Origin of the sequence: Stackebrandtia albiflava (assembly GCF_007994225.1) — a bacterium.
GTDB classification, from domain to species: domain Bacteria; phylum Actinomycetota; class Actinomycetes; order Mycobacteriales; family Micromonosporaceae; genus Stackebrandtia; species Stackebrandtia albiflava.
This window is the reverse complement of record NZ_VLLL01000001.1, coordinates 78,986-95,738: the sequence shown is the minus strand read 5'-3', so window position 1 is coordinate 95,738 and position 16,753 is coordinate 78,986. Positions and strand designations below refer to the sequence as shown.

General features: G+C 70.4%; 15 protein-coding genes, 1 tRNA gene and 1 pseudogene. 11 read left to right on the top strand and 6 right to left on the bottom strand.

The features are described from left to right. Positions 1-16 precede the first annotated feature (16 nt). Positions 17-1,036 (top strand): LysR family transcriptional regulator, encoded by a 1,020-nt coding sequence (locus LX16_RS00475; RefSeq protein WP_211354205.1) that lies wholly within the window; start codon positions 17-19, stop codon positions 1,034-1,036. Here LX16_RS00475 and LX16_RS00470 read toward each other — a convergent pair. Together LX16_RS00470 and LX16_RS00465 are read right to left on the bottom strand one after the other, a co-directional pair. Next, positions 949-2,223 (bottom strand): erythromycin esterase family protein, encoded by a 1,275-nt coding sequence (locus LX16_RS00470; protein WP_147131345.1) that lies wholly within the window; start codon positions 2,221-2,223, stop codon positions 949-951. The two genes, LX16_RS00475 and LX16_RS00470, sit on opposite strands and share 88 nt — an antisense overlap. 36 nt (positions 2,224-2,259) lie before the next feature. Continuing rightward, positions 2,260-2,916, bottom strand: a complete 657-nt coding sequence (locus LX16_RS00465) for a CatB-related O-acetyltransferase (protein WP_147131342.1) — start codon at positions 2,914-2,916, stop codon at positions 2,260-2,262. Positions 2,917-3,051: 135 nt separating this feature from the next. Between LX16_RS00465 and LX16_RS00460 the strand changes: the two genes are divergently transcribed. After that, positions 3,052-3,681, top strand: coding sequence for a TetR/AcrR family transcriptional regulator (locus LX16_RS00460; protein WP_147131338.1), 630 nt, complete (start codon positions 3,052-3,054; stop codon positions 3,679-3,681). A gap of 87 nt (positions 3,682-3,768) precedes the next feature. Here LX16_RS00460 and LX16_RS00455 read toward each other — a convergent pair whose 3' ends face one another. Further along, positions 3,769-4,494 (bottom strand): DUF899 family protein, encoded by a 726-nt coding sequence (locus LX16_RS00455; protein ID WP_147131335.1) that lies wholly within the window; start codon positions 4,492-4,494, stop codon positions 3,769-3,771. A 49-nt stretch (positions 4,495-4,543) separates the two neighbouring features. Here LX16_RS00455 and LX16_RS00450 point away from each other — a divergent pair, with 49 nt between their 5' ends. Together LX16_RS00450 and LX16_RS00445 are read left to right on the top strand one after the other, a co-directional pair. After that, positions 4,544-5,212, top strand: coding sequence for a winged helix-turn-helix transcriptional regulator (locus tag LX16_RS00450; protein ID WP_147131332.1), 669 nt, complete (start codon positions 4,544-4,546; stop codon positions 5,210-5,212). Between the two features lie 248 nt (positions 5,213-5,460). Further along, a complete protein-coding gene (locus LX16_RS00445) occupies positions 5,461-7,764 on the top strand; it encodes an Hsp70 family protein (RefSeq protein ID WP_158645437.1) in 2,304 nt (767 codons plus the stop codon). Positions 7,765-7,848: 84 nt separating this feature from the next. On the opposite strand, the gene LX16_RS00440 is transcribed toward LX16_RS00445, so the two are convergent. Both LX16_RS00440 and LX16_RS00435 read right to left on the bottom strand, forming a co-directional pair. Next, a tRNA-Lys gene (locus tag LX16_RS00440) sits at positions 7,849-7,921 on the bottom strand. Positions 7,922-8,052: 131 nt separating this feature from the next. Further along, a complete protein-coding gene (locus LX16_RS00435; RefSeq protein ID WP_147131325.1) occupies positions 8,053-8,262 on the bottom strand; it encodes a hypothetical protein in 210 nt (69 codons plus the stop codon). A gap of 180 nt (positions 8,263-8,442) precedes the next feature. Between LX16_RS00435 and LX16_RS00430 the strand changes: the two genes are divergently transcribed. The 7 genes and pseudogenes from LX16_RS00430 to dapB all read left to right on the top strand — a co-directional run bounded on the left by LX16_RS00430 (position 8,443) and on the right by dapB (position 15,929). Next, positions 8,443-8,760 (top strand): MazG-like family protein, encoded by a 318-nt coding sequence (locus LX16_RS00430; protein WP_147131434.1) that lies wholly within the window; start codon positions 8,443-8,445, stop codon positions 8,758-8,760. Beyond that, positions 8,757-9,638 carry a tRNA pseudouridine(55) synthase TruB gene (gene truB / locus LX16_RS00425; protein ID WP_147131322.1) on the top strand — a complete coding sequence of 294 codons (882 nt, stop codon included), beginning with the start codon at positions 8,757-8,759 and terminating at the stop codon, positions 9,636-9,638. The genes LX16_RS00430 and truB overlap by 4 nt, the downstream gene beginning before the upstream one ends. A 15-nt stretch (positions 9,639-9,653) precedes the next feature. After that, the gene (locus LX16_RS00420; protein WP_147131319.1) at positions 9,654-10,586 is read left to right on the top strand and encodes a bifunctional riboflavin kinase/FAD synthetase; all 933 of its coding nucleotides are present in this window, start codon (positions 9,654-9,656) and stop codon (positions 10,584-10,586) included. Between the two features lie 122 nt (positions 10,587-10,708). Further along, positions 10,709-10,978, top strand: a complete 270-nt coding sequence (rpsO, locus tag LX16_RS00415) for a 30S ribosomal protein S15 (protein ID WP_147131316.1) — start codon at positions 10,709-10,711, stop codon at positions 10,976-10,978. Positions 10,979-11,211: 233 nt separating this feature from the next. After that, positions 11,212-13,497: pseudogene (locus LX16_RS00410) on the top strand (polyribonucleotide nucleotidyltransferase); the annotation flags it as partial. Positions 13,498-13,643: 146 nt separating this feature from the next. Further along, a complete protein-coding gene (locus tag LX16_RS00405; protein WP_147131309.1) occupies positions 13,644-14,954 on the top strand; it encodes a M16 family metallopeptidase in 1,311 nt (436 codons plus the stop codon). A gap of 192 nt (positions 14,955-15,146) precedes the next feature. Next, entirely contained in the window at positions 15,147-15,929 is a 783-nt protein-coding gene (gene dapB / locus LX16_RS00400) for a 4-hydroxy-tetrahydrodipicolinate reductase (protein ID WP_147131306.1), read from the top strand. Positions 15,930-15,976: 47 nt separating this feature from the next. Here the strand turns inward: dapB and LX16_RS00395 are convergent, their stop codons facing one another. Continuing rightward, complete coding sequence (locus tag LX16_RS00395) at positions 15,977-16,717, bottom strand: LppM family (lipo)protein (protein ID WP_147131303.1); 741 nt, start codon at positions 16,715-16,717, stop codon at positions 15,977-15,979. Positions 16,718-16,753: the final 36 nt, after the last annotated feature.

The window sequence follows — 16,753 nt, the reverse complement described above, 5'->3', positions numbered from 1 at the left end:
GATTCAAGATGGATGTGTGGAACTCCAACAGTTGCGTTACGTCGTCGAGGTCGCCGAGACCCGGAACTTCACCCGGGCCGCCGAGCGCTGCCGGGTGGTCCAGTCGGCGCTGAGTCACCAGATCGCCCGCCTGGAACGGGAACTCGGCGCCAGGCTCTTCGCGCGCACCAGTCGCAGCGTGCGGCTCACCCCGGCCGGGGAGGCGTTCCTTCCGGCCGCCCGGCAGTGCCTGGCCGCCGCCGAACGCGCCCGGGCGGAGGTGGCCGCCGCGGTCGGCGAGGTGCGCGGTGAGCTGGTGGTGGGCCTGATCCCGACGGTCGCCGCCGTGGACGTCCCCGTGGCGCTGCGGACCTTCCGCGGCCGCCATCCACACGTGAACGTCCGCCTGCGGGTGGGCGCGAGCGAGGACCTGGTGGAACAGGTGAGGCAGGGGACGATGGACGTGGCCTTCCTCGGATTGCCGACCACGGCGCGACCCGAGGGCGTGGCGACCCGCGAACTCGCCCGGGACCGTCTGGTGGCGGTGGTCGCGCCCGGGCATCCGCTGGCGGGGGAGACCGTGGTGGACCTGCGGAGACTGTCCCGCGAGGTCTTCGTGGACCTTCCGGCCGGGACGGCCGGGCGCGCCCAGTCCGACCTGGCGTTCGCGGCGGCGGGCCTGCGACGTGACGTCGCCTTCGAGGTGTCCTCTGCGGACTTCATCGCCCGGCTCGTCGTCGAGGACCTCGGCGTCGCGCTGCTCCCGTCCGGCTACGTGCCACGGCTCACCGGTGTCGTCACCGTCGAGGTCGCCGACGCGCCCGCCCGGATGGAACACGTCGTCTGGAGCAGGATCGGTGCCTCACCGGCCGCTCAGGCGTTCCTGGCGCTGCTCGACGGTTCCCGGCCCGGGCACGGCGACTCCGGAGGGAACGGCGCGGCCGGGCTCCCCGCCCGGCCGTCGGACCGTCAGGTCTCACCGAGGTCGTCGGCGACCGTGGAGACGGGCACGTTGAGGACGCCGTCGAAGGCGGCCAGGACGGGCGACTCCATGTAGGCGGCCTGGATGCGGATCCGGTCGGGGCCGGCGACGTCGCGGGGGACCCCGCGCAGTCCGGCGAGGCCGAAGCCGACGCCCGAGTCGGCGAAGTCCTCCTCGACGCTGCCGGGCGCGGGTGGTCCCAGTGGTGCGTTCTCGACGGTGAACCCGAACCGGGCGTTCTCGTCGCGGTGCATCTCGGCGGTGTGCCCCGCGGTACTGGTCAGGCCCAGCGCGAAGTAGTCGTCGCCGAGGGCGTCGTGGAGGTGTTGCCCCATGGGCAGCGACGTGAGACGTCCGTCGAAGGAGATCGGTGCCTTCTGGATGTGGGCGTTGTGGGCGGCCAGCACCATCCGGGTGCCCGGTCCCAGGCGTTCCAGATGCCACCGGACCGATCCGGCCATGTAGACCTCGCGGGCGGAGGTGTCGGCGGTGAGACCACCGCCGGAGAACAGCCCCGCCATGGCGCGGAAGGTGTAGTCGGCGTGACAGGCCCCCTCCAGGCATTGCAGCGCCACGTTGTACGCCTCCCGGCCGCCACGGGAGACGTGGAGCGGAGCGACCGACCGGTACCTGATGAGCAGCCTGGCCAGGCTCGCGGTGAGGGCGTCCTGCTCGATGGCCGGCAGTCGTTCCCACGCCGGTGCGGCGACCGCGCCCGAGTCGCCCGCGAAGGATTCGGCGATCCGTTTCGCCGTCCGGATCGTCGGCAGCAGCTCGGGGTCGACGACCCGCAGATGCTCCTCGACGGGTTCCAGGGCCGGAAGCAGCGAGCCGCCGGCGGCCGGTATGTCGACGCCGGCGAACCGCACGTGCGGGGAGGCGGTCGCGTTGTGCCGCCGGATCCAGCGCAGCGGTGCGTCGAGGCCGACCGGGATCGCGGAGCCGGTCAACCCCGCCAGGTCCTCCTCGGCGCCTTCGCCGTGTGCCCAGGCGTCCAGGGGGAGGCTTTCACCGAACCCGTACTCGAACGCCAGAACGGTGAAACCGCACCGTTCCACCAGATACCGCAGGATGCGTTGCCGGAGAGCGGAGAACTCGCGGATGAAGTGGGAGTTCTCGCCGATCGCGACGACACGGGCGTCGCCGATCATGTCGCCCAACGGTTCCAGATCGTCCTGTGGGGCGTCCGGGTCGAGGTGGGTGAGCGCGGTGGCGTGGTCGCGGAGCCACGCCGCGAAGGGACTGGGGTCGGATGCGGTCATCGTGTCGGCTCCGGTTCGTCGTCGTGGTCGGTGGGGTCAACGGGCCGGCCGGGTGGGGGCGGCGGCCTCCAGGTCGTCGACGCCTCCGGACATGATCGTGCGCAGGTGTGCGGTGATGTGCGGGATCGGCCAGTCCCACCAGGCGAGTGCGAGGAGACGGTCGACGTCGGTGTCGCCGTAGCGGCGGCGGATCAGCGTCGCCGGGTTCCCGCCGACGACGCCGTAGTCGGGGACGTCGTTCACCACCACGGAACCCGAGGCGACGATCGCACCATGTCCTATGCGGACGCCGGGCATGATCAGTGAGCCGTACCCGAGCCACACGTCGTTGCCGACGATCGTGTCCCCCCGCCCCGGCAGTCCGGTGATCAGGTCGAGGTGTTCCGCCCACGAGCCGCCCATGATCGGGAAGGGGAACGTGGAGGGGCCGTCCATGCGGTGGTTGGCGCCGTTCATGACGAACCGCACGCCCTCTCCGATCGCGCAGAACCTCCCGATGACCAGCCGCTCGGGTCCATAGTGGTACAGGACGTTGCGGGTCTGGAAGGCGGTCGGATCGTCGGGATCGTCGTAGTAGGAGAACTCGCCGACCTCGATCAGCGGGGAGGTGACGAGCGGCTTCAACGACACCACGCGGGGTTGCCCGGGCATCGGATGCAGCACGGTCGGGTCGGGCGGGGGCGGCGTGGGCATCGGGGCATCGTCTCCTTCGGAGGGCGGGTTCGCGGTGTGGCGCGCCGAGACGGGTACTTCGCCCGGCTTAACGCGACAGATGCTACATTAAGCGCTGTCAGCGCCTCCGTCGACCGATTCACCAGGACACCGCAGATGACCTCGCCCACATCCCGCCCCCAGGACGCGCCCCGGCCCCGGCCCGGCGGCCGGACCGCCCGAATCCGCGGTCGGGTACACGAGGCAACGCTCGCCGAACTGGCCGAACACGGTTTCGCCGGAGTCACCGTGGAGGCCGTCGCGCTGCGCGCCGGAGTGCACCGGGCGACGGTGTACCGGCGATGGGGCGACGTCGGCGGCCTGCTCGCGGACTTCCTAGACGCCGCCGGGGACGACGAGTGGGAACCCCCCGACACCGGATCACTCCGAGGTGACCTGACGGCGCTCAATCGGGAGGTCTTCGACGCGCTGACCGCGCGACCGTCCGTTGTGGCGGCGCTGATCGCCGCGTCATTCCACTCGCAGAAGGCGGAACACGCACAGCGGCGGCTCTGGGAGGACCGGTACGCGCGCTGCGCCGTCCTCGTCACCCGCGCCGTCGCACGCGGCGAGATCCCACCGCGAACCGACCCCCGGCGGCTGCTGGTGGCCGCCACCGCCCCCGTCTACCACGAGCTGGTGTTGCTGCGCACCACGCCGGATCCCGGCCTGCCCGATCTCGCCGCCGGTGCCGCCGCCCTCGCCGCCGGCGGCGGTGCCTTCACGGTCCCGGACGGACCGGGCTGATCACGTCGGGCTCGCGGCGATTCCCGTGCACCGGCCTCGCGGTTCGGGCGGCCGACCCGTACCGGTCGTCCACCCGTGAGCCTCGCCTCAGTGGCAGCCTCCGTCGGAGGAGTCGACCGGGGTCGCACCGGGTCGCGTCCACTGTGCCGTGGGCCTGCCTTCGGTGCGCCAGAAGTGGAATGTCGGCGACTGCGGCCAGTCCTTCGGGGAGTCCTCCCAGGTCTCCATGCGGCCGTAGACGGTCATGTCGAGCAGCTTCAGCGACGCCATGATCGCCTCGACGCCGCGTCCGGTGGTCTCGTAGGTGAGGAAGACCCGGTCGCCCCGGCGCAGGAACACGGCGATCGCGCCGCCGCCGGCGTAGGCCGGGTCGTCCACGCCTCGGGTGGAGTACCACGGATGGGTGTAACCCATGAACTCCCGGAACCTCGTCAGTTCCTCCTGCGGGCCGGGACACCACACCGCGAACGTGACGCCGCGCGCGTTGAGGTAGGCGGCGTTCTGGAAGTCCCAGATGGTGATGGTGCAGCCTTCGCACTGCTGCGCGATCGGCTTCCCCTCCTCCCACATGTGCTTGTAGACGACGAGCTCGTCGCGTCCCTCGAACATGTCGACGAGCGGGGTCGGACCGTTCGCCCCGGGCAGGGACAGCGGTGTCACCTCGGTCATGGGGAGTCGTCGCCGGGCGGCCGCGATGGCGTCGCCGGCGCGGGTGTGCTCCTTCTCCCGCACCAGTAGGGCCTCCCGTTCCCGCAACCAGGTGGCGCGGTCGACGACGGGGGGTGCCGGTGGAGTCGTGCGGTTCTCTGTCATGTCACTATCTTAAACATAGTGCCGAGTATCTTGAAGCTACGATCAATGGATGCCGGTGATACGCAGCTATGCCGAACACGGAGACGCCTGCCGGGCCGCGAACGCCCTCGACCTGGTGGGAGACCGGTGGACGCTGATCATCGTGCGGGAACTGCTCCTGGGGCCGAAGCGCTTCGCCGACCTGGCCGAAACCGTTCGCGGCATCACCCCCGCGGTCCTGACCGGACGGTTGCGCCACCTCGAGGACGCCGGGATCGTGACCCACCGGGCGCTTCCGGACCCCGCCCGCACCCGGGTGTACGCCGTGACCGAATGGGGGCGCGGTCTGGAGACGATCCTGCGAGACCTCGGACGCTGGTACACGGACGGACCCGACCCCGCCACCACCGGCGGGATGACCCCCGACGCGGTGATCATCGCGATGCGGACGATGGCGCCGTCCGGCCTCACCACGCTTCCGACCGTCGCCCTCCACCTCCACGACGACCGCCGGCCGTCGCCGCCCGTCAGCCGATACCACACCACCGTGTCGGACGGCCGATTCACGGTCTGCGCAGGCGAACCCGCCGACGCCGCGGCCACCGTGGCGACCGACTCCACACTGTGGAGCCGAGTCCTGTTCGCCGGGGAACCCCTGGACGCGCACGAACGGCACGGATCGGTGGCCGTCACCGGCGACCATGCGGCCGTCACCGCCCTGGTGGCGGCCTTCGCCTGACCCCCGGCACCACGGCATCACCTCGCCCCACGGGGATGCGGTTCGTCCCGTATGGGGGCGATCCGGGCGGCTTCCCCGGCGACGGAATGCCCGCCGGAATCCGGACGCCCGGTGCCGACGGTGTTCGTGCGTCGGTGACCACCACGTCCACCGGAGAGCCGTACCGTCGGCGCGCCGATTCCGGTGAGGGGGCCCGCATCGGGCCGCATCGTGTACCGGTCGCCGAACACCGCCGGTATGTTGCCTCCATGCGGCCGGTGAGTGTGAGCGTGGACCTGGGAACCTCTCACACCGTGGCCGTCGTGGGCGCGGAGGACGGCCGGGCGACCCCGCTGCTGTTCGACGGATCGCCGTTGCTGGGATCGGCGGTGTTCAAGGGGACCGCCGGAGACCTGACGGTGGGACGCGACGCGACGCATTCGGCCCGCCTGTACCCCGAGCGCCTGGAACCCCATCCCAAGCGCCGAATCGACGACGGGACGGTACTGCTCGGCGACGCCGAGGTGACCGTGCGGGACATGTTCGCCGCGATCCTCGGACGGGTCCGCGACGAATGCGTCCGGGTGACCGGTTCCGTTCCCCCGTTGACGCTGACGCACCCGGCCACGTGGGGGCCGGTGCGGCGCCAGACCCTCATCGACGCCGCCGAGTCGGCGGGCATGGCCTCACCGCGACTGCTGCCCGAACCGGTGGCGGCGGCGCGCTACTTCTCGCGCCGGCAGGCGGCCGGGGTCCCCGTGGGATCGGTGATCGCCGTCTACGACCTGGGCGGTGGCACCTTCGACATCTCGGTCGTGCGGCGGACCGACACGGGATTCGACGTCCTGGCTGCCGACGGTGCCTCCGACCTGGGCGGCGTGGACGTCGACCACGCCCTGACTGACCATCTCGGCCGTCCACACCGCGAGGATCCACAGTGGTGGAAACTGATGGATCCGCAGCGGCCCGACGAGAGACGTCAGCGCCGGCACTTCCTCGACGACGTCCGGGCGGCCAAGGAACGGCTCTCCAGGGAGAACCACGTCGATCTGCTCATTCCACTGGTGGAGAAGGAATCCCACCTCACCAGGGGCGAACTGGAGACCCTCGCGCGGCCACTCCTCGACAGGACCGTACGACTCACACGGACACTGATCCGCGCCGTCGGAAGGGAACCCGGCGACCTGGCCGGACTGTTCCTGGTCGGCGGCGCCTCCCGGATGCCGCTGGTCGCTACGCTGCTGCACCGCGCCACCGGCATCGCCCCCACCGCCATCGACCAGCCCGAGACCGTCGTCGCCTACGGCGGTCTCACCACCGTCCCGTCCCACGACGGCGGCGGTGACTTCGCCGCGCCGGGACGTACCGGCGCGCCGCCCCCTCCACCGGACGGCGCCGATCCGGCTCCGCCACCGTCCATGCCGACCGAAGACCGGCCCGAGGCCGCGACGGCGTCACCCGGCGACCCGAGCGACGAGGCGGAGCCCGAGACCCCGCATGGCGGGCAATCGATCGACCCGGAGACCGTGTGCGAACTGGGCCGCCTCGCCGAGGAACGCGGCGACCCGGTCGAGGCGGAGGCCTGGTACCGCCGGGGCGCGGACGCCTCGAACGGGACCGCGATGCGCTCCCTCGCGCGCCTCCTGCTGGCACGTGGTGATCTCGCCGAGGCCGAACCCTGGCTACGCCGGGCCGCCGACCTGGGTGACCTGCTCGCGATGGCGGGTCTCGCGGTACTGCCGATGATGCGGGAGGCCGGCAGCGAAGACCTCGACATGCCGACGGTGCAGGCTTTCGCCACCGAGGCCGCGCCCTGGGTCCGCAGGCTCACCGCCGAAGGACCGCCGGACGACGATGCCGTCCACGGATTCCTCGGTGCCTTCCTCGGGGATCGGATCGCCGCCGACATCCCGGTCGTCTTCGGCAACCTGCTCATGGTCAGTGGTGACGTCCGCCAGGCCGAGTTCTGGCTATGCCGCGCCGCGGACGCGGGTGACCACGGTGCTGCGACCGTCCTGGCCGGCGTTCTCATGATGTGCGGGGACCTGACGGACGCCGAGAAGTGGTTCCGCAGGTTGGCTGAGGCGGGTGATGCCGATGCGATGGGCGGGCTGGGGGAGGTGCTCCGCAAGCGTGGTGCGTCCGCCGAGGCGGAACGCTGGTTCGAGCGGGGTGCCGAGGCCGGCGGTGCCGGGGCGATGGCCGGACTGGGTGAGATGTTGGCCGAGCGTGGCGCGTCGGTGGAGGCGGAACGCTGGTTCCGTAGGGGCGTCGAGGAGGGGGACGCCGAGGCGATGGCCGGACTCGGTGCGTTGCTGGTCGAACGTGGTTCCTTCATAGAGGCCGAACGCTGGTACCGCCGAGCCGTCGACGCCGGCGCGACCACCTGGGACGATCTGCCCGGGTGGTGCAGGTCGGCCGACGGACCTGCGGGCGAGTGGTATCGCGAGTCGCGGTCCGAGTACGCCAAGGTGTTGACCAGCCTCGCCGACCTGTTGGCGCGACGCGGCGACTCCGACGAGGCCGAGACCTGGCGCCGCAAGGCCACCGACCTCCGGTCCGGCCGGCCGTAGCCCACAGTAGAGGCCATGAGGGTCCGGAGAGACGAAGAACTCCGGCCGTCGTTCCACTGGCCGGAGTCTCGTCGATCGTGTCGGTGCGCCGTCAGGGACTCGAACCCCGAACCCGCTGGTTAAGAGCCAGCTGCTCTGCCAATTGAGCTAACGGCGCGTATGTGGTGAACCGGTGGGTTCACTGGTTGTGGGAGTCGAACCCCCGATCATCCCGCCGGGTCGAACCCCGGTGCGGATGCGATGAGAAGATTAGCACGGCGTCTCGGGGGCGGGCATCCCGGTATCGCGTCACGGCTCGCCGGGGGCGGTACCGTCCGTGCCGTCGCGCCGGGCCTGCCGGATCCAGCCGTCACCGTCGCAGGACCAGCACTCCCGTCCCTCCATGTCACCCGTGATCCGTCCGGGTTGGTCGATCCGGGCGCGCGGAATCGACACCTCGCCGCTGCCACCGCAGGTCAGGCACAGGGTTCGCAACTCGCCAGGTACACGTTCGGCCACCGGCTCACCTTAGCCGCCACCGGCCCCACGGCCGTGTCATCGCCGTCTCGGCGGGACGCACGTCATATCGCGACATGTCCATGCGGTGACGTCCCGTGGCGGCGTTCCGTCACCGGGCCGGGCGGCCGCACGCCGGTGCGCGACCGTCAATACCATCAGCGGGTGACCGACACCGACCCGATGTGGGAGGCGGTGGACACCGCGACCGGCTGGCTCGACGCCGCGAACGGCCGCACCGACCACGAGCTGACCTGCCGCATTCTCAAACTCACCGAGGAGGCCGGCGAGGTCGCCGTCGCCTGGATCGGCGCCTTGGGACAGAACCCGCGCAAGGGTGTGACGCACACCCGTGCCGACGTCGTCGCCGAGTTGGCCGACGTCGCCGTGACCGCGTTGGTGGCCATCAGCAGCCTCGGCCACGATCCACGCGCCGCCATGGCCGAGTGCGCCGCCAAGATCTCCGGCCGTTCGCAGCCGAGTCGGGAGTCGTCCGCATGACCGAGACCGTGACCGGCTTCGCCGTCGTCGACAAGCCCGGTGGAATGACCTCGCACGACGTGGTGGCCCGGATGCGCCGGTTGGCGGGCACCCGGAAGGTGGGGCACGGCGGCACCCTCGACCCGATGGCGACCGGCGTCCTCGTGGTGGCGGTGGGTCGCATCACCCGCCTGCTGACCTATGTGACCGGATGCGACAAGTCCTATGAGGCGACGATCCGCCTGGGCGAGGCCACCGTCACCGACGACGCCGAGGGGGACGTGACCGCCACCGCCGACGTGTCCGGTGTCACCGACGAGGCGGTGCACGCGGGTCTGGCGACCATGCGCGGCGAGATCTCCCAGGTGCCGAGCGCCGTCAGCGCCGTCAAGATCGACGGGAAGCGGGCGTACAAGCGGGTGCGGGAGGGTGAACAGGTGGAACTGCCCGCGCGGCGCGTGACGGTCTCCCGCCTCGACGTGACCGCCGTCCGCCGGGATGCGGGTCTGGAGGTGGACGTCCGGCTCGACTGCTCGTCCGGCACCTATGTGCGCGCGATCGCACGTGATCTGGGCGACCTGCTCGGTGTGGGTGGGCACCTCACCTCGCTGCGCCGGACCCGGGTGGGCGGTTTCGGCATCGACGAGGCCGCCACGCTGGAGGAACTGGCCGAACGGGACGTCCCGGTGACCCACACCGTGCACGAGACGGTGAGCAGGCTCATGCCGATCCGGCGTGTGACGGCGGAGGAGGCGGTGCTCGTCGGGCACGGCGGCCGGTTGCCCGCCTCGGGCCTGGCGGAACGTTACGCGGTGGTGGGGCCGGACGAGACGGTCCTGGCGGTGATGTCGGAGCGGGGCGCGTCGGCGCGCCCGGAGGTGGTCCTGGCTCCGGCGTGAGTAAGGATGGTGATCATGCAACGTTGGCGCGGAAGCTCGGCGACGCCGCCCGGTTGGGGCCGGTCGGTCATCACCATCGGAGTGTTCGACGGTGTGCACCGAGGACATCAGCAGATCATCGGCCGGGCCGTGGAGACGGCCCGGACCATGGGGCTGCCCAGTGTGGTGGTCACCTTCGACCCGCATCCGTCCGAAGTGGTGCGCCCCGGGGCGCACCCTCTGACGCTCACCGACCTCGATCGGCGCGCGGAACTGGTCGCGGCACTCGGTGTGGACGGCTTCTGTGTCCAGCCGTTCACCCCCGAGTTCTCCCGGCTGTCGGCGGAGTCCTTCGTCCACGACATGCTGGTGGGCGACCTGCACGCCGCCGCCGTGGTCGTGGGGGAGAACTTCCGGTTCGGTCACAAGGCCGCCGGTGACGTGTCGCTTCTGGAGAAACTGGGGCACGCCTTCGGCTTCGCCGCCGACGCGGTCGCGTTGGCGGGCACCGGGGCCACGGTGTACAGCTCCACCTTCATACGTTCCTGTGTGGACGCCGGTGACGTGGCGGCCGCCGCCGAGGCGCTGGGCCGCCCCCACCGGGTGCGCGGTGTGGTGGTCAGAGGCGCCGACCGGGGTGGCAGCCAGCTCGGCTTCCCGACGGCGAACCTGCGGCACGACCCGCACGCGGCGGTGCCCGCCGACGGCGTCTACGCGGGCCGGTTCGCGCGGGCGGACGGTACGGTGCTGCCCGCGGCGATCAGTGTCGGCACGAACCCGACGTTCGCCGGCACCGACCGCACGGTGGAGGCGCACATCCTCGACTTCTCCGGCGACCTGTACGGTGAGGAGGCCGGAATCGACTTCGTGGCGAGGCTCCGGGAGCAGCGCACCTACGACTCACTTCCGCCGCTCATCGCGCAGATGGAGGCGGATGTGGTGGAGACCCGCCGCCTGCTGGAGGCGTGACCGCCGCGAACCGACCGGGTACCACCTGTTAACGTGGAGTGGTTCACCGCCACATGCGGTCACGTGTGCCTGCCCGACGCCGTGGGCACACGATTCTCGAATCTCGACATCAAAGGGAGATCATGGCGCTCGACAATGCCACCAAAGCGGAGATCATCAAGGAATACGCGACCTCCGAGGGTGACACCGGCTCGGCAGAGGTGCAGATCGCGGTACTGACGCGGCGCATCAGCGACCTCACCGAGCACTTCAAGACCCACAAGCACGACCACCACAGCCGCCGCGGCCTGATGCTGCTGGTCGGCCGTCGTCGTCGGCTGCTGAAGTACCTCCAGAACGAGGACATCAACCGGTACCGCGCGATCATCAAGCGACTGGGCATCCGGCGATAGACCGAGCCTTCGAGGGAGTGACACCTGGTCACTCCCTCGAATCATAGGGACCCCCGGCCGCCCGGCCGGGTACCTTGCAAGTAACAGAAGTGGCACGTCCAGCCGTCCCGTCGTTCCGGTCCTCGGTAGTGGCGCCCGGGCTCGAACAGCCCGTGCGTTTCGATCGAAGACCGGCCGTGGGACAGCTCCAAGACGAACGACGTGCCCTGACACGAAGGAGCTGTGAGACGAACATGTCCGCAGAGACGAAGACCGCCCCCGAAGTGGCGGCGTTGGGGGACCACTCCGCGACGGCGGTGATCGACAACGGTGAGCACGGCCGCCGGGAGATCACCTTCTCGACCGGCCGGCTCGCCCGCCAGGCCGCCGGCAGCGTCGTGGTCCAACTGGAGAACACCGTGGTGCTCTCCACCACGGCCGCCGGCCGTAACCCGAAGGAACACTTCGACTTCTTCCCGCTCACGGTGGACGTGGAGGAGCGCATGTACGCGGCCGGGCGCATCCCCGGCTCGTTCTTCCGCCGTGAGGGACGTCCCAGCGAGGACGCCATCCTGACCTGCCGCCTCATCGACCGCGGCCTGCGTCCCAGCTTCGTCAAGGGGCTGCGCAACGAGGTCCAGGTCATCGAGACGGTGCTGGCGCTCGACGAGGCCCACCCGTACGACGTGGTGGCCATGAACGGCGCGTCGGCCTCCACGAAACTGTCCGGCCTGCCGTTCTCCGGGCCGCTGGGTTCGGCCCGGCTGGTCAACCTGGACGGCACCTGGGTGGCCTTCCCCACCCTGGAGCAGATCGAGAAGTCGACCTTCGACATGGTCGTCACCGGTCGCCTCCTGGACGACGGTGACGTCGCGATCATGATGGTCGAGGCCGAGGCCACCGAGAACGCGGTCGGCCTGATCGCCGCAGGCGGCACCGCCCCCAACGAGGATGTGGTGGCCGCCGGTCTGGAGGCCGCCAAGCCGGTGATCGCGGAACTGTGCCGGGCACAGCAGGCGCTCGCCGACGTCGCCGCCAAGCCCGCGGTCGAGTTCCCGCTCTACCCGGACTACGCCGACGACGCCTACACGGCCGTGGAGAAGGTCGTGGCCGCGGATCTGGCCGAGGCCCTGACCATCGCCGACAAGCAGACCCGCGAAGCCGAGCTGGACCGCATCAAGGCCACCGCCCTGGAGCAGACCGCCGGTGACTTCGAGGGCCGCGAGGGCGAGATCGGCGCCGTCGTCCGCTCGCTCACCAAGAAGCTGGTGCGGCAGCGCGTCCTGCGCGAGCAGGTCCGCATCGACGGCCGTGGCCTGCGCGACATCCGGCCGTTGACGGCCGAGGTGAACGTGCTGCCCCGCGTGCACGGTTCGGCGCTGTTCGAGCGCGGCGAGACCCAGATCCTGGGTGTCACCACGCTGAACATGCTGCGCATGGAGCAGGCGATCGACACGCTGTCGCCGGTCACCAAGAAGCGCTACATGCACAACTACAACTTCCCGCCGTACTCCACCGGTGAGACCGGTCGCGTCGGATCGCCCAAGCGGCGCGAGATCGGCCACGGCGCGCTCGCGGAGCGGTCGCTGATCCCGGTGTTGCCGGGCCGTGAGGAGTTCCCGTACGCCATCCGGCAGGTGTCGGAGGCGTTGGGCTCCAACGGTTCCACGTCCATGGGCTCGGTGTGCGCCTCGACGATGAGCCTGATGGCGGCCGGTGTGCCGCTGAAGGCGCCGGTCGCGGGCATCGCGATGGGCCTGATCTCCGAGGAGGTCGACGGCAAGACCGAGTACGCCACGCTGACCGACATCCTGGGAGCCGAGGACGCCTTCGGCGACATGGACTTCAAGGTCGCCGGCACCCGTGACTTCGTCACCGGTCTCCAGCTGGACACCAAGCTCGACGGGCTGCCCTCCGACGTGCTGACCGCCGCGCTCGGGCAGGCGAACGAGGCGCGGCACGCGATCCTCGACGTCATGACCGAGGCGATCGCCGCACCGGCGGAGATGGCCGACACCGCGCCGCGCGTCACCACCGTGAAGGTCCCGGTCGACAAGATCGGTATGGTCATCGGCCCCAAGGGGCAGACGATCAACTCGATCACCGAGGAGACCGGCGCCGACATCTCCATCGAGGACGACGGCACCATCTACATCGGTGCGACGACCGGCCCGGCCGCCGAGGCCGCGGTGGCGATGATCAACGGCATCGCCAACCCGACGCTTCCCAACGTCGGCGACCGGTTCCTGGGCACCGTGGTCAAGACGGCCGCCTTCGGGGCGTTCATCTCCCTGGTCCCCGGCCGTGACGGTCTGCTGCACATCTCCAAGATCGGTGACGGCAAGCGCATCGACAAGGTCGAGGACTTCCTCAACGTCGGAGACAAGATCGAGGTGGAGATCGCCGACGTCGACGCGCGCGGCAAGATCTACCTGGACAAGGTCTACCCGGAGGGCCAGGAGCCGCCGAAGCGCAGCTCCGGTGGCGACCGTGGACCGCGTCGTGACCGCGACCGTGACCGGGATCGCGGCGGCCGTGGCCGTGGCGGCCGCTCGGACGACGACAAGCCGCAGGCGGCCCCCGCCGCCGAGTCGGCCGACGCCGCCGGCGAGTCCGAGCAGGGCGAAGACGGCGAGAAGCGGCCCCGTCGCCGGGAGCGTCGTCAGCACCGGTAGAACTTGCAGGTATGACGCGCGCACACACTCGCACTCTCACAGCCGACCCGCTGGGCGGCACGGTGTCCCGCACCGTGCTTCCCGGCGGGTTGCGTGTGGTGACCGAATCCATCCCCGCCATGCGAAGCGCGACCGTCGGGGTATGGGTGGGCACCGGATCCCGTGATGAGGCCCCCGAACTGTCGGGTGCCTCGCACTTCCTCGAACACCTGCTGTTCAAGGGTACGGGGCGGCGGTCCGCCATGGACATCTCGGCGCAGATCGAGGCGGTCGGCGGCGAGACCAACGCCTACACGGCCAAGGAGTACACGTGCTACTTCGCGCGGGTGCTGGACGAGGACGTCCCCCTGGCGGTGGACGTCCTCGCCGACGTGCTGACCGATTCGCGGTTGTCGCCCGAGGACGTCGAGACCGAACGCGGCGTGATCCTCGAGGAGATCGCGATGCAGCGCGACGATCCGGGCGACGAGATCCACGACCTGTTCGCGGCGGCGCTGTTCGGTTCCCACCCGCTGGCGCGTGACATCGCCGGCACGCCGGAGACCGTCGCCGAGCTGGAACGCGACGAGATCCACCGCTTCTACCGGGAACGGTACGTCGCCTCGAACATGGTGGTGGTGGCCGCGGGCAACGTATCGCACGCCGAAACGGTGTCTATGGTGGACAAGGGTTTCGCGTCGTCGGTGACCGACCCCGCCGGCGTGCCCGCCGCGCTGCGCGACTCGAACGCCGTCGTCCCGCCGTCCGGCTCCTCGGTCACCGTCGTCGGACGCGACAGCGAACAGGCCCACCTGGTGTTGGGATGTCACGGGCTCGCCCGCCGCGACGAGCGGCGGTTCGCCTTCGAGGTGTTGGGCGCGATCCTCGGTGGCGGCATGTCCAGCCGGTTGTTCCAGCGCATCCGCGAGGAGGCGGGACTCGCCTACTCGGTGTTCTCCTACTCGGCGGAGTTCGCCGAGACCGGCCTGTTCGGCGTGTACGCCGGTTGCGCGCCCGAGAACGCCCACCGGGTGCTGGAACTGGCGCGCGAGGTGCTGGCGGAGGTCGCACGTGACGGTGTGGACGCCGAGGAACTCGTCCGTGGCAAGGGCATGATCAAGGGCGGACTGGTGCTGGGCCTGGAGGACACCGGGTCGCGGATGAGCCGCCTGGGTCGTGGTGAACTGTTGTTCGGGGACCAGCTCTCCGTCGACGAGGTGCTGCGCCGGATCGACTCCGTCACGCTGGACCAGGTGGCCGACCTGGCCGCCGAGGTCCTCACCCGGCCGCGGGTGCTGACGGTCTCGGGTCCGTTCGCGGACACCGACTTCACCGGCACCTGATCACCCCCGAGCCTCACCCAGTTTCCCGGCTTGGTTGGTCATAATGCTGCCTTGGTTGGTCATACGACGGCCGAAAATCGGACATCAAGGCTTATTCGAGGCACGTCGATGGTCGTATGGCCAACCAAGCCGCGAACGCCGGAGGGTGTCGGGCATGTGGGTGCGCCGGTCCGGTCGTACTATCCTGGGCCGATGTTGGACGAGGAGATCGCCGTCGAGGCGGATGAGCCCGAACCGCTTCGGGTCGGAGTGCTCGGTGCCCGCGGGCGGATGGGTGTCGCGGTCTGCGAGGCCGTCGACGCGGCCGAGGACATGGAACTGGTCGCCATGGTGGACGCCGGCGACTGGTTGTTCAACGTGTCCGACGCCGGCGCCGAGGTCGTCATCGACTTCACCCGTCCCGACGTCGTCATGGAGAACCTGCACTGGTGCATCGACCAGGGCATCCACGCCGTCGTCGGTACCTCGGGTTTCACGGCCGAACGGCTCAAGCAACTCGAGGGCTGGTTGACGGCCAAGCCGGAACTGGGAATGGTCGTCGCCCCGAACTTCGGCATCGGCGCGGTCCTGATGATGCGGTTCGCGCAACAGGCCGCCCGGTACTTCGAGTCGGCCGAGATCGTCGAGATGCACCATCCGGCCAAGGTGGACGCCCCGAGCGGCACCGCGACCCGGACGGCGGAGCTCATCGCGGAGGCCCGGCAGGCGGCGGGTATGGCGGCGGCACCGGACGCCACCGCCCACGCCCTCGACGGTGCGCGAGGCGCCGACGTCGACGGCATCCGGGTCCACTCGATCCGGGCGACGGGTTCCATGGCGCACCAGGAGGTCCTGTTCGGCGGTCCCGGTGAGACCCTGACGATCCGTCACGACTCGGTGGACCGCGCCTCGTTCATGCCCGGCGTACTGCTGGCGGCGCGGAAGGTCCGGGGGCTGCCCGGCCTCACCGTGGGGATCGACTCACTGCTCGACTGAGCGCACCGCACGCCGCCCCGTCGAGGTGGCGGACCGTGCCGAAGGGCTCAACGTCCGGCCACGGTGACCCGCCCCGGGCGGGGCCGTGGCCGGTTCCCGATGCTGTACCGGCGGAGCCGCAGGTACAGCAGCACCGCCACGACCAGGACCACGCCGATGCCGGCCAGTAGGACGATCAGGGCGACGTCGACCGGCGCGGCCTCAGCGGACTCGGCCGTCATCACGTTGGTGCGACCCGGTTCCAGCCGCCACGTCACCGTCCGGCCGGAGAGACTGCCGTTGTGTTCCAGCACCTTGCCGGGGAACGTCACCGAGACGGTGAACTCGGCGCCTTCGAGCGTCGAGTCGTCCATGGTGGGTACGAAGTCCGTGCCGTCCAGGTCGGGTAGTCGCCACTCACCGTCGAGGCGGTACCTGTCGCCGTCGTGGCTGATCCGGAGCGTCGCCGAGTCGGTGTCGTCCGGGTCGCTGCGGCTGAACCGCCCCAGCGAGACGTCACGGTAGTAGACGGTGCGGCCCAGGAACTCGCCGTCGTCGTAGTCGCGTTCCTCGTAGGTGCCCGGGACGTCCTCCGTCAACGCCGCGACGAACTCGTCGGCCGGTTCGGCGCCGATCACCTCGACCGCCTCGCGTTTCACCGCCGCCGTCAACGAACCCTCCACGGTGTCGTCGGCCGTCACCGTGGCGACCAGCTCGACCTTGACGCAACCGGTGAGCACCGACAACAACACCCCGCACGACAACGCGAGACGGACGTACCGGGAGACCCTTGACTGTGGAGCGGACACACCGCGATCGTACCGGTGAATCGGGTCAATCGGTCA

What these genes read in the sequence shown, in the direction of transcription:
- LX16_RS00470 (WP_147131345.1), bottom strand. Translation starts at nt 2,223, where the DNA reads ATGACCGCATCCGACCCCAGTCCCTTCGCGGCGTGGCTCCGCGACCAC.
- LX16_RS00465 (WP_147131342.1), bottom strand. Translation starts at nt 2,916, where the DNA reads ATGCCCACGCCGCCCCCGCCCGACCCGACCGTGCTGCATCCGATGCCC.
- LX16_RS00460 (WP_147131338.1), top strand. Translation starts at nt 3,052, where the DNA reads ATGACCTCGCCCACATCCCGCCCCCAGGACGCGCCCCGGCCCCGGCCC.
- LX16_RS00455 (WP_147131335.1), bottom strand. Translation starts at nt 4,494, where the DNA reads ATGACAGAGAACCGCACGACTCCACCGGCACCCCCCGTCGTCGACCGC.
- LX16_RS00450 (WP_147131332.1), top strand. Translation starts at nt 4,544, where the DNA reads ATGCCGGTGATACGCAGCTATGCCGAACACGGAGACGCCTGCCGGGCC.
- LX16_RS00445 (WP_158645437.1), top strand. Translation starts at nt 5,461, where the DNA reads ATGCGGCCGGTGAGTGTGAGCGTGGACCTGGGAACCTCTCACACCGTG.
- LX16_RS00430 (WP_147131434.1), top strand. Translation starts at nt 8,443, where the DNA reads ATGTGGGAGGCGGTGGACACCGCGACCGGCTGGCTCGACGCCGCGAAC.
- truB (WP_147131322.1), top strand. Translation starts at nt 8,757, where the DNA reads ATGACCGAGACCGTGACCGGCTTCGCCGTCGTCGACAAGCCCGGTGGA.
- LX16_RS00420 (WP_147131319.1), top strand. Translation starts at nt 9,654, where the DNA reads ATGCAACGTTGGCGCGGAAGCTCGGCGACGCCGCCCGGTTGGGGCCGG.
- rpsO (WP_147131316.1), top strand. Translation starts at nt 10,709, where the DNA reads ATGGCGCTCGACAATGCCACCAAAGCGGAGATCATCAAGGAATACGCG.
- LX16_RS00405 (WP_147131309.1), top strand. Translation starts at nt 13,644, where the DNA reads ATGACGCGCGCACACACTCGCACTCTCACAGCCGACCCGCTGGGCGGC.
- dapB (WP_147131306.1), top strand. Translation starts at nt 15,147, where the DNA reads ATGTTGGACGAGGAGATCGCCGTCGAGGCGGATGAGCCCGAACCGCTT.